A 12,586-nucleotide genomic window follows, 5' to 3' on the forward strand; every position below is an offset into this window, starting at 1 on the left:
AAGAGGAAATATTATGGCGAATGAGAACATCGATACTGTCGAAACTAATCACGCCCACGAAGTGAATCGACATGAACATAGCAAATTACAACTTGAAGGGGAAGAAAGTTCTGCTTCGCATGATACAGGTGTGGACCAACTGACGCATGTTTATTATGGTCAATATCTGGAATTGATTCAGTCAACGTATATCAAATTAATTGAATCATATCAGGCTTATGCAGGTAAGGATACAGACCTAAGCTTGATTGAAAAAGCCTACATATTTGCCGCTCAAGCCCATGGCAATCAGAAACGCTTGACAGGTGAACCTTATATTATTCATCCTTTGTCAGTTGCGCAAATTTTGACGGGAATTGAGTCGGATGAAATTACAATCTGTGCCGCCCTATTACATGATACAGTTGAAGATACAGGTCGGACATTACAGGATATTTCAGAAAATTTTGGGACTGAGATTGCTAAATTAGTTGACGGTGTCACCAAATTAGGCAAGATGAGCTATGAGTCCAAGGAAGACTTACAGGCTGAAAATTTCCGCAAACTATTTTTGGCGATGGCCGAAGATATACGCGTTGTTTTGATCAAGTTGGCAGATCGTCTGCATAATATGCGCACGTTGAAGTCGCAACGTGATTACAAGCAAGAAAGAATCAGCCGAGAAACATTGGACATATATGCACCTTTAGCAGATCGCTTAGGTGTATATATGTGGAAATGGGAATTAGAAGACCTTTGCCTGTATTACCTTGATCGTGATGCTTACTATGAGCTAGTTGGCGCAATTACGCAAAAACGGGCTGAGCGGGAACGCTATTTACAAGAAATTATTGAACACCTTAGAGCTTTAATTAATGATATGCACATCAAGTGTGAGATTGATGGGCGCCCGAAACATTTTTATAGCATTTATCGCAAGATGAAGAACAAGTGCAAAAATTTGGACCAAATTTACGATCTATTTGCTTGCCGTATCATTGTCGATACTGTGGCTGATTGCTATTCAATTCTAGGCTTAGTCCATAAAACTTATACGCCTATACCTGGCCGTTTCAAAGATTATATTGCTATGCCTAAACCCAATATGTATCAGTCCTTGCATACGACGGTTGTTGGTCCTAAAGGCTATCCGTTTGAAGTGCAGATACGTACTTTTGCGATGCATAGAACAGCTGAATATGGTATTGCTGCACACTGGAAATACAAAGCAGGTCTCTTTGATAAACCAGGTTCTTTAGAAGCAGATAATAGCAATTTGCCATGGCTGAAAAACTTAGTTGAATGGCAAAAAGATTATTGCAATTCCAAAGAATATATGGATTCTTTGAAAACGGGCTTAATTGTTGAAGAGGTGTTCGTCATTACACCTAGAGGTGATGTTATTTCATTGCCGCAAGGAGCAATCCCTATCGATTTGGCATATGCGATTCATTCAGGCGTTGGCAATCATATGTATGGAGCTAAGGTCAATGGTAAAATTGTGCCGTTGACTTATGAACTACAAAATGGCGATATAGTCGAAATTTTGACTTCCGATAAAATACAAGGCCCAAGTCGCGATTGGCTGAATTTGGTAAAAAGCTCAACTGCTCGTAACAAAATTACGCACTGGTTCAAAAAAGAATTACGTGATGAAAATATTCAACGTGGTAAGCAATTACTGGAGAAGGAAATTAAAAAAATTGGTTTTAGTTCCTTGACACTAGTTAAGAGCGAATACGCCGATGCTATCTTGAAACGTTATAGTTTCCGTAATATTGATGACTTGTACGCGTCGATTGGTGATACTTCATCTGGCTTAACGGCAACTAAAGTAGCACCGAAATTGCGCGATTCTTATTTACGTAGCTTGAGTAGTACTGAATTAGAAGAGTTAGGCTATTACATTAACCGTTATGGCAATTTGATTTATAATCCTTTGGCCAAGCAGATCAAAGAAGAGACAGAAAACAATAGCCAGTCGACAAACGCTTTTACTTTGAACAAAAAAGAAACAAGTAAACACAAACATTGTTCGAATGATTTGGGTATCGAAGTTAAAGACATCGATAACTGTAAAGTCAGTTTGTCACGTTGTTGCTCGCCTGTTCCAGGGGATCTTATTATCGGCTATATTACACGGGGCCGAGGTGTCATGGTACATCGCCAAGATTGCGCCAATATTCGTTCAGTTTTGGAAAAGTCCGCTTTGAGTGTGATCGAGGCAGAGAAGGCTAGTCGATTGATTGAAGTTAGCTGGAATGTGGCTGAGCGTAAGGGCAATTATCCAGTTGCGTTGAAGATCATGGCCCACGATCGCTGGCATCTATTCGGCGATATTTCGAATGCTTTAGCTGATGAGAAGATAAATATTATTTCTGGTTCGATGAATTCAGTCAAAGATGTAACGGCTGTTTTGGATATTACGATTGAAGTTTGTTCACAAGAACAATATAACAGGGTAGTTGGTCGTTTGAAGGCTATACCAGATGTCATTTCAGTTAATCGCTCTAATTGAGCTAAACTTAAAGCTGATTTTGTATAAGCATGGTACAATTTATAGGGTAAAGAGTTGATGGTAGTGCCGGTGCAAAGGAGGAAAGAGTATGGAGTTAGTGGTATTAGTTTGTGACGATGATCCGATTGTGCACGAGTCATTACGCTTATATTTGCAAAAAGAAGGCATGAAGATGCATTCGGCGTTCAATGGCGAAGACGGCTTGAAGCTCGTTAAAGAATTGAAGCCGGATTTTGCGATAGTAGATGTTATGATGCCTGTTATGTCCGGCTTGGAAATGTGCCGCGAAGTGCGTAAATTCAGTAATATGCCGATTATTATGTTGACGGCTCGTGGCGAAGAAATAGACCGTATTTTGGGCTTGGAATTAGGCGCTGATGATTACATTGTGAAACCGTTTAGTCCAAGAGAAGTTATTGCTAGAATTAAGGCTATTTTGCGCAGAGTGGAAGAGACAAACGCGTATCGCGCCATTACAGCAGCTGGTAAGTTCGTCGAAATTCCTGGCTTAGAGATTGACTTGAAAAATGTGCAAGTAAAAGTAAATAGCGAGGAAGCTCATTTTACGAAGAAAGAGGCAGAATTGCTCTACTTCTTAGCTAAGTATCCGAATGTTACATTTAGTCGTGAGCAGATTTTGGAAAAAATCTGGGGCTATGAGAGCGTCGGACAGAGTCGTACTGTTGATACTCATATTAAACAGATTAGAAAGAAATTGAGTAATTATGATTTGCCATGGTCTGTGGAAACAGTGCACGGCGTTGGCTATCGCTTGAAGAGCACGAAGATTTGATTGAAATTAGCTCAGCATTAACAGTTTCGATGGAATTTTTAGTAGGCAGAAAGGAAAGCAATGAAAAAGTTAACTATTCTTCAGCAGGTTATTGTGCTGATTTTAACTTGCCTTTTGCTTTTCTCACTGCTTATTTTTGGCTTTTTTTCGTATGTAACGCAAAACTTATTTCAGAAAAATCAGCTTTCAGAATTGCAAGTGACTGTGCATGATATTGTTAAGACGGTCAAATCAATGTTCGGGCCAGGGACGGAAACTATTCATGGTCAAGAGATTTATCTGCACTTGTTACCCAATGCAATCAGCTCAGATATTTTTATTGTTTATTTTGATCCCTTGCGTGAAGTGCCTGCCAAAGGCCAAAAAGTAGGTCAAGCTTTATCTGCACATGTAGATTACAACGATACAATTACCTATTGCTTACGTGATCAGCATGGCTTTAGCGAAAAAGATTTAAGTGAGATTGTCAAGCAAATTAAGCAGACTATACCTGAACTTTTGCAGCAAAGTTATTATAATTTCAATTTAACTTTGCCAAAAACTAATAATTTATTGAATAAGCAGCACAAATCAACGCAGACTGAGTTACAAGAACAGAAGCAAGGCAATGAGTTCATGGTAATTTCATCTGCTTTTACAGTTAATGAAACGGTTAATAGCAAGGGACTAAAAGGCGCTGTTTACTTAGTTAAATCGAAGAAATTATTGCGCAGCAATGAAGTTGTGCTCAATCTCTTTTTGCTGATAGCGGTATCCTTGACCTTGTTAATTATGATTGTGCCAGTTGTTTTGATTGTTTCACGCTTGATCAAACCGCTTATGAAGACGCGCGATGTTGCGTTAGCCTTGGGCAACGGCGACTTCTCGCAGCGAGCAGATGAGAATGCCCCGGCTGAAATTGGTGATTTGGCTCGGAGCATGAATCAGTTGGCAAGCAATTTGGACATGACACTTAGCTCTTTGCGCTTCGAAAAGAATCGTTTGCAGCAAGTCTTGAATAATTTGGCAGAAGGTGTGCTTGCCTATGATTTGTCTGGGCATATTACACATCAGAATCCAGCTATGCAAGATATGTTTAGAGCCTATCTAGTTGAGAATGATTTATGGCCAGAAGATGGTAACGCTGTCGCTTGGCCACAAGCTTTGGGCTTAGTTAATGAATTTCAGCAAATTACCTTGCGTGGCGGCTCGCTAACTTTAAAACGGCAATACGGCAAGATGGTTGTCGAAATAGCTTTGGATGCGTTGAATAATGAATTAGGCAATATTGTTGGTTCCTTGGCTAGTTTTAGAGATATTACGGAGCAGGAAGAAAGAGAGCAGACGCAAAAAGATTATGTGGCCAATGTTTCCCATGAGCTTCGTACGCCTTTGACAGCTATTCGCGGCCTGATTGAACCGTTAAGTGATGGTTTAGTTGAAGAAGAAACTGAGCGGCATCGCTATTATAAAATTATTCTTGATGAAACTTTACGCTTATCAAGATTGATCAACGAAATTCTGAAATTGAGTCGTATGCAAGCAAATAGGGAAACTATTGAGTTAGACTATTTCCAAATTTCAGATCTCTTCTTGTCCCTGAAAAATAAATTTAGCATTTTGGCAACTGAAAAAAACATCACTTTCAATGTTCCGGATTTTTCTAAGCCATATATGTTCCAGGAACAAGAGATTAGACGCTTCAGGCGCTTTAATTTGAGCGACTTTATCGAGGAAGACTTGCTGATATGTTCCAGCTTCGATTATCTTGAACAATTGCTTGTTATTTTGATCGACAATGCGTTTAAGCATACACAATCTGGTGGAACGGTACAATTAATTCTCAGTCGAAATATCCATAAGCATTTAGTTATTTCTGTGCTAGATAATGGCGAAGGGATTGCGGCAGATCAACAAAAACACGTGTTTGAGCGCTTCTACAAGATTGATTCGTCTAGGGAACAAACAAAAGGTAACGGCTTAGGCTTGTCTATTGCCAAACAGATTGTCGAAAGTTTAGGCGGCCATATATATCTAGTTAGCCAGTTGCATGTTGGTAGTTGCTTTAGCTTTACAGTGAGGGAAAGGGAAGAAAGTGCAAAAAAATAAAACATTGAAAAAATTAGCTAATTTGACCGCACAGGTTAAGTTAGAACATTTGCCTAAAAATTTAAAAGAGCATAATTCCAAAGCTAAGCAAGCTTCAGCTTCTAAACTTAAAACAAATACAGTTCCTTTGAATGTAACTGATGAGCGCCTGAATAAATTTTTGGCCCGCTTGGGCATTTGTTCTAGGCGCGAGGCGGATGCGTTGATTAGTCAGGGACGCATACAAGTTAATGGCCAAATAGCTAGTTTGGGTAGCAGAGTGGACGTGACTGATACAATTTTACTAGATGGCAGGCTAATTAATGTTGAACGGCCTAAGGCCATATATTTGGCGCTTAATAAGCCACGGGGGATTGTTTGTACTACCGATTTACGCGAAAAGAATAACATAGTCAGTTATCTGAATTTGCCTGAGCGAATTTTCCCAATCGGGCGATTGGATAAAGATTCAAGTGGTTTGATTTTGTTGACCAATGATGGCAGTATCGTCAATTCGATTTTGCGTGAGCGCTATGGCCATAGCAAGGAATATGAAGTTGAAGTTGATCAGCCAATCACAGCTGATTTTGTAAAACAGATGCAAAGTGGTGTGCATATCTTGGGACAGATGACGAAGCCTTGTGAGGTCAGACAGCTTGGTACTAACAAGTTTAGAATTATTTTGACGCAGGGCTTAAACCGCCAAATTCGCCGTATGTGTGAAGCGTTAGGCTACAAAGTAATAAGTTTGGTTCGCTTGAGAATAATGGAGATAACGCTCGGCAATTTGCAATTGGGTGAATATCGCTATTTAACAGCTAAGGAGATCAAGCACTTAAAGGAAAATTTAAGCAAAGCTGAAGGGCAAGCTGGTGAACTTGATGACTGATTTAGCTGTCAGAGTTAAAAAACTCGTTTCTGAGCGTTTGGAAGCTAAACAAAGCCCATTACCAGTCGTTTATGAGGACAATCATTTGTTAGCTGTCTGCAAATATCCTTTCGTTTTGAGTCAGGCAGATGGCTCAAGCAAACTGGAAACTCTGAATTTAGAGAGAATGTATATCAGGCAGGAATCTGAGCGACAAGGCAGGCCTAAGTTAGGCAATATTTATTTGGTTGCATGTCACCGCTTGGATTACACAGTTGGCGGAGTTTTACTGTTGGCCAAAACAGAGAAGACAGCCAAACGAATGCAATCTGCAATTAAGTCAAGGCAACTTGCAAAATCGTATATTGCCATAACAGAAGCTAATCATTTAGCTTTAGCTAAACTCAAAGCTAAGGAAATTGAAGAAGGGCTTTATCATTTGGAGAATTATCTAGCTAAAGATGAAGAACATCTAAAGGCTCGTATTTGGCAAGCTAGCTCTTCTAATGTACCTGCTAATTATAAAAAAGCTAGTTTAACAATGCGCTTATTGGCTGAATACAAGGATGCTTTTATTTGGCAGATTAGTTTGGAGACAGGGCGTTTCCATCAAATCAGAGCCCAACTAGCTAATGTTAATTTACCTTTACTGGGTGACTACAAATATAATCAAGCACAGGCTCAAAAAAGTACTTTTGTAAGCCCCTTGCTTTGGGCTTACGAATTAGAATTTGAGCACCCTGTCAAAAAGATAAATATTAAGTTACAAGCTTGGCCGGAAGCTTTTTGCTTCCAAGCATATGCCAATTTTCCTTATGCAGATTATCTCGCTATAAGGTCAAACCATTAAGTTACAAGGAGATAAGCATGGCTTCGACAAAATATGATTTGCTAATTGTGGATGCAAACAGTTTGATTTATCGCACGCATTTTGCCTCTGCTCACAGTCAATTAAGTACAGATGGGCAAGCTATGGGAGCGACATATGGATTTTTTAATATTCTTTTGAAAGTCATGCAAAGTTACCCAACCCCTTATTTGGCTTTTTGTTGGGATGTAGCTAAAGAAACTTTTAGAAACAAATTATATAAAGATTACAAGTCAACTAGAGTCAGTATGCCTGAAGAATTGGCCAGCCAAATTCCTTTGGTGCGAAATAGCTTACAGTTAGCTGGCTTTAGTCAACTGGGCAAACAAGGTTATGAGGCTGATGATTTGATCGGCAGCTTAAGTTGCTTGGCTAAATCTAAGGGTATGCAGGTTTTGGTGTTATCAAGTGATAAGGACGACTTGCAATTGATAGATCCTAATGTTTCTATCTTAATGCCTAAGGGTGCTGGCGTTTATGAGCTATGGGATTTGGAGCGCTTACAAACTGAATATGGCGTAAATGGCGATGGTTGGTTACAGATGAAGGGCCTGATGGGCGATACATCTGATAATATACCTGGCGTTAAAGGCATAGGCATAAAAAGTGCAATGACCTTGATTAACAAATATCAAAACGTAGATAATTTGTTGGCGCACTTATCCGAATTAACTAAGACACAACAGAAGAAAATTAGCTTAGATCGTGACAACTTACTTTTATCACTAGAATTAAGTCGGATTAAGTGCGACTTACCTTTTGAGAGCAAATTGGAAAAAATCAAAAATCCAGGTTATTGGCAAAAAGATCTAGCCAATGTTTTGCAGAGCTTAAAATTTAAATCGCTTATCGAACGTTATCAATTACAAAGTTTAGCGACAACGACTTATAATTTTAGAGCTTTACTTACCCCGAATTTGCTTATAAATAGTCCTACGGAATTTGCACTTTGGCAGTGGCAGGAAAATATTACAGCTAATTATTTTACGCAAGAACCAGAGATTAAAATAGAAAAATTGGGCTGGCAGATTGGCCGTGAAAATATAAATAATAATTTACAATTAAGCAGTGCCTTATTGCGCGATTATATAGTTTTGAACTATTGGCAACTTTTGCAATATGATGAAGAAGCGCGTCAATTGCTACATAATTGGTTGCAGCTATTACAAGCTGAAAACCCTGAAATTAGCCCGTTTTATAGCTTAAATTCTGAGCTTCAACAAGCTTTTAAGAATTTGGCTAATTGGAAAATAAATTATGTGACAGAGTTTACTGACTTGCCACAAAATACGGAATATTTTTATCTGCCTTATCTAAAAATAACAAATGACAAGCATACCATCAAGGCGAATGAAATGGCCTTTATGTTGAGTAATTCAGTGACAGATGGTTTATTGTGGACTTTAGCTGAGCCAAGCACATTATATGTATTAGCTCCAGAAATTTTGCGTAAGCTATTATGCAAAGTCCAAACTGAACCTTTGACCTGTTTAGCTTCACAAACGCAAACATATGAAAAGGCTAATTTTTATAGTTGGCAATTAAAAGATTTATTGAAAGCACTTGATGTCTATAGCCTACGGCCAGATTTTGGCTTAGATTGCGAGAGTATCACACAAACTGAGTTGTTGAGGAACTCATGTGAAAATAAGCAAGTGAAAATGGTTAAAAGTGGTAGCGCTTACCTTGATATTGACCTTTTAGCCTACACTTTAGGCTGTTTACAGACAGATCTTTATCTTGAATTTTTTAATGAACACAAAAAAGAAGCTACAGTCACAGTGAAAGATATAGAGAGTTTGCTTGAAAATACGCTTTTCTATCTTGATGTTGCCTATGCACAGGTTATATGGACAAAGGCAGCCACATTGTTGTTTAGGATTGAGCAACCTTTAGTTGTAGTTTTGGCTAAGATGGAGAAGCAGGGGATTTTGCTAGATCAAGCTGCCTTGACCCAAGCGAAAGAGTTTTATCATACAGAGATGACGAAAGCTGAGCGCCAATTTATGTTTGCAGCTGGCCATCCAATCAACTTAAATTCACCAGAACAAATCAGTAACTTCTTATTTACGGAATTAAATTTGGTTAGTGGCGAGCAGAAACTGAACAAATCAGGCTTTATTTCAACTCGCAACGAATATTTGCAAGAATTAGCACCAACATATCCTTTGGTCCAAACTTTGTTAGATTATCGTAAGTATCAGAAATTGTTGGCATTTGCTGAAGGGTTACAGAAAGCTTGTAATCCAGAAACCAATAGGGTTTCAACAGAATTTTTGCAGACTAAAACAGCTACGGGACGTTTGTCTTCCCAAAATCCAAATTTGCAGAATATTCCTGTACGAGCTGAAGTTAAACATGGTTTACGGGAAGTGTTTGTAGCTGAGTCAGGCAGAGTATTATTAGATGTCGACTATTCTCAAATTGAATTAAGAATCATGGCTGCCTTGGCGAACGATCCTGTGATGCTGCAGGCGTTCAAAGACGGACGTGATATTCATTCTGAAGTTGCTAGTCATATCTTTCACAAAGAAATAAGTCAAATAACGCCGATTGAGCGCAGTCACGCTAAAGCAATTAATTTTAGCTTGATTTACGGTGCAACGGCCTTTGGTACAGCTAAACGTTTGAATATCAGCTTTAAAGAAGCCAAAACCTACCTTGAAAATTACTTCCATAAATTTTCAAAAATCAAAGATTATATGGACTTTTTGCAAAGTCTAGCTGCAAAGCATGATTATGTTGCAACTGTGTTTGCCCGCCGCCGTTATCTGGAAAAAGTTAGAGCGCATCAGCTTGAGAAAAGCAAATTTGAATTTACTAACAAGTTGCAAAGCCTAGCTAAAACTTGTTTGGCCAACATACAAGCCGATGCGGCAGATATGCACAATTTACCTGAACAAAAATTAAGCTTAGCTGATAAACGCATTATCATCAATACGCCAATTCAAGGTACAGGTGCTGATATTATCAAATTGGCTATGCTAAAGACAGTTTTAGCCCTGAAGGATGCTAACTTTGAAGCTGATTTGTTGCTGCAAGTTCACGATGAACTTTTATTTTCTGTCAAAAGTGAGGATGTAGAACAAGTTGCTAGCCTAGTTAAGAAAAGTATGGAGTCTCTAGTGGATATTGGAGTTAAATTAGAGGTCAAAATGGAATGGGGCGAAAATTGGGCAGAGATACATTAAAGCAGCTACAAAATAAATGAAAAGTCTAAGGAGAGGAAAAGAATGTTTGTTTTAGGAATTACAGGTGGCATAGGCTGTGGCAAGTCGACATTTTCCAACTTCTTTCGGGAAGCGGGCGTAAAAGTTGTTGATGCTGATGCAATTTCGCATGTAGTTACGGCTGTGGGTGGTAGCGCCTTAGATGAGTTACGTTTATGTTTACCAGCTACTTGCTTTCAGGCTGATGGCAGTTTAGACCGTGAACAAGTAGCAGCGCTTGTTTTTAATGACAAAACTTTGCTTGATCAAATCAGTTTGATTATTCATGAACAGGTGATCAATGAAATTCAAAAAGAAGTTGAGGCTGCCAAACAGGCTAGTTTACCTCTAATTGTCTTAGATGTACCTTTGCCTGTACAACATGGCTTCTTGGATTTATCTGACTTTGTGCTAGTAATTTGGGCAAATGAGGATGTCAGAATTGAACGCTTACAACAACGAGGCCTAGCTAAGTTGGCTGCTAAACAGCGAATAGCTTGTCAGATGACCAAAGAAGAGTATGCCAAATTGGCTAATTTGACAATTGATAATAGTGTAGATTTGGCAGCGCTTAAACAAAAGTTTAGTGAATTTGTTGAGCAAGAATTAAACAGTCGAGGCATTTTTCTCTAAGTATAATTACTTGGATTATCTTGCATAATCTGTTAGAATTGAAAAACTCAGATTAGTGAATAAACGCGCTACTTAGCTGAAAAGCTAAGTAGTGAGGAAAGTCCGAGCACCACGATCAAAAACGCCAGATAACGTCTGGTAAAGGTGACTTTAAGGATAGTGCAACAGAAATAGACAGCAGCTTAGGCTGTGATGGTGGAAAGGCGAGGTAAGAGCTCACCGGAACTGATAGGAGTCAGTTGCCCTGTAAACCCCGTTTGGTGCAACACTGTGGAAAGCGATAATATGATCGTAACGCTTTAGGAGGTGGCTTTCGAGCTAGTTGGCAACAACTAGAATAGATAAATGTTTATTCACGACAGAACTCGGCTTATAGCTAGTCTGAGATGAGCAGCTTTGGCAGGTCCTAGCTGCTTTTTAGATTTTTGTAACTAATACGCAAAACTTGTGCTATGTTCGTCAATAATTGCTCAATTGCCTGCAAAAAGTGTTATCATGAACGAGAACAAGAGTTCAAGGAGAAATCAAATGAAAAAAAGAAGTCCTATGGGACTGCCCCAAAATCAAAATCCTATGCAGCCTTATCCTGCTGGGCACGCAGATAATTATGTTGATTTTACTAATGATGTTAGGTCAACTCAGGCAGATAATACGGTTTTACAGAGAGACAATCAGTTGGCTAATCAGCCTAATCAAGCTACACAAGCATGGTTGGCTGCCAATCAAGATAGCAAAGCTTCACAAGCTCGGCATATGACTAGAAATAGGCAATTTAGAAGTCGAACAAGTAAGCGTAAACGCCGTCCATTGACGATTGCTTTGAACGTAGTCATTGTTTTGTTAGTGTTCATCGGTGTTTACTTGGTAGCACGTCCATTGATTCATCAGTGGAACCGTGATAGAAGCACACAGGCTTTGCTGGCTGGATTAGAGAAGAAGCAGCAATTGACTAATAGCACAGAAGAGATCAGCGAGACATTGTGGGTAGATCCTAATGCTAACCCTATCAATGGTGAAGAGTATGATTTGCCACCTGGAGTAAGTGCTGATGATTTAGTTGTCAACGAGAAGAAGAATGATAAGGGTCAGGTCTTGGTTGAAGCTATCGGTCGTATCGTGATTGATTCAGTTAATATCAACTTGCCTATTGTCAAGGGTGCAACTGAAACACCATTGAAGTATGGCGCTGGCTGGTATGATTATTCTTCAAAGATTGGTGAACAAGGCGGTAATGCTGTTATTTTGGCTCACCGTATGTTGACATACGGCCGTATGTTCAACCGCTTGGATGAAGTTAAGAATGGAGACATTGTTGAGATCAATTACGATAACAAGATTTATAAATACAAAGTTTATGATTCATTCTCAGTTGATCCTAAGCAACAAGATATGTATGAGTGCTTTAAGCCCCTAGATAATGGCAAGACTGTTATTACGTTGGTGACTTGCTCCAAGGATGATGGCCGTTTGAGGATCATGGTTAGAGCTGAACTAATCAGTTAAGTTAGAATTTGATTTAACAGAGCTCCAGGCATACGCTTGGGGCTCTAATTTTTAGTATTACGCTTTGAAACAGCGCTTGAAAAAACTCACTAAATAGATTATAATCCCCTCTGTTGCAAGGTTTTTGACCTAATATTTGCACTGAGAG

8 protein-coding genes and 1 other RNA gene are annotated in these 12,586 nt (G+C 39.1%); all 9 read left to right on the top strand.

Annotation, left to right across the window (positions count from 1 at the left end):
* Positions 1-13: 13 nt before the first annotated feature.
* The 9 genes from PYS62_RS02550 (at position 14) to PYS62_RS02590 (ending at position 12,438) form a co-directional block, all read left to right on the top strand.
* The gene (locus tag PYS62_RS02550; RefSeq protein WP_082714306.1) at positions 14-2,497 is read left to right on the top strand and encodes a RelA/SpoT family protein; all 2,484 of its coding nucleotides are present in this window, start codon (positions 14-16) and stop codon (positions 2,495-2,497) included.
* A gap of 88 nt (positions 2,498-2,585) precedes the next feature.
* The gene (locus PYS62_RS02555; protein ID WP_066713816.1) at positions 2,586-3,290 is read left to right on the top strand and encodes a response regulator transcription factor; all 705 of its coding nucleotides are present in this window, start codon (positions 2,586-2,588) and stop codon (positions 3,288-3,290) included.
* A gap of 60 nt (positions 3,291-3,350) precedes the next feature.
* On the top strand, positions 3,351-5,378 hold the full coding sequence (locus tag PYS62_RS02560) for an ATP-binding protein (protein WP_082714305.1): 2,028 nt from the start codon (positions 3,351-3,353) through the stop codon (positions 5,376-5,378).
* Positions 5,365-6,246: a pseudouridine synthase gene (locus PYS62_RS02565; protein WP_315572789.1), complete on the top strand. Its 882-nt coding sequence runs from the start codon at positions 5,365-5,367 to the stop codon at positions 6,244-6,246. Before PYS62_RS02560 ends, PYS62_RS02565 begins: the two co-directional genes overlap by 14 nt.
* Complete coding sequence (locus PYS62_RS02570; RefSeq protein ID WP_315574210.1) at positions 6,239-7,075, top strand: RluA family pseudouridine synthase; 837 nt, start codon at positions 6,239-6,241, stop codon at positions 7,073-7,075. Before PYS62_RS02565 ends, PYS62_RS02570 begins: the two co-directional genes overlap by 8 nt.
* A gap of 17 nt (positions 7,076-7,092) precedes the next feature.
* Positions 7,093-10,284 (top strand): DNA polymerase I, encoded by a 3,192-nt coding sequence (gene polA / locus PYS62_RS02575; RefSeq protein WP_066713799.1) that lies wholly within the window; start codon positions 7,093-7,095, stop codon positions 10,282-10,284.
* A gap of 42 nt (positions 10,285-10,326) precedes the next feature.
* Positions 10,327-10,935 (top strand): dephospho-CoA kinase, encoded by a 609-nt coding sequence (gene coaE, locus PYS62_RS02580; protein ID WP_066713796.1) that lies wholly within the window; start codon positions 10,327-10,329, stop codon positions 10,933-10,935.
* Between the two features lie 47 nt (positions 10,936-10,982).
* Positions 10,983-11,324, top strand: an RNA gene (gene rnpB / locus PYS62_RS02585) — RNase P RNA component class A.
* A 139-nt stretch (positions 11,325-11,463) separates the two neighbouring features.
* The gene (locus tag PYS62_RS02590) at positions 11,464-12,438 is read left to right on the top strand and encodes a class D sortase (RefSeq protein WP_066713792.1); all 975 of its coding nucleotides are present in this window, start codon (positions 11,464-11,466) and stop codon (positions 12,436-12,438) included.
* Positions 12,439-12,586: the final 148 nt, after the last annotated feature.

The sequence above is a fragment of the Amygdalobacter nucleatus genome (assembly GCF_029167365.1).
GTDB classification, from domain to species: Bacteria; Bacillota; Clostridia; order Saccharofermentanales; family Fastidiosipilaceae; genus Amygdalobacter; species Amygdalobacter nucleatus.

Bases quoted from the DNA above. Each gene is read 5' to 3' on its own strand.
- PYS62_RS02570 (WP_315574210.1), top strand. From the start codon at position 6,239: ATGACTGATTTAGCTGTCAGAGTTAAAAAACTCGTTTCTGAGCGTTTG.
- PYS62_RS02550 (WP_082714306.1), top strand. From the start codon at position 14: ATGGCGAATGAGAACATCGATACTGTCGAAACTAATCACGCCCACGAA.
- PYS62_RS02555 (WP_066713816.1), top strand. From the start codon at position 2,586: ATGGAGTTAGTGGTATTAGTTTGTGACGATGATCCGATTGTGCACGAG.
- PYS62_RS02560 (WP_082714305.1), top strand. From the start codon at position 3,351: ATGAAAAAGTTAACTATTCTTCAGCAGGTTATTGTGCTGATTTTAACT.
- polA (WP_066713799.1), top strand. From the start codon at position 7,093: ATGGCTTCGACAAAATATGATTTGCTAATTGTGGATGCAAACAGTTTG.
- PYS62_RS02590 (WP_066713792.1), top strand. From the start codon at position 11,464: ATGAAAAAAAGAAGTCCTATGGGACTGCCCCAAAATCAAAATCCTATG.
- coaE (WP_066713796.1), top strand. From the start codon at position 10,327: ATGTTTGTTTTAGGAATTACAGGTGGCATAGGCTGTGGCAAGTCGACA.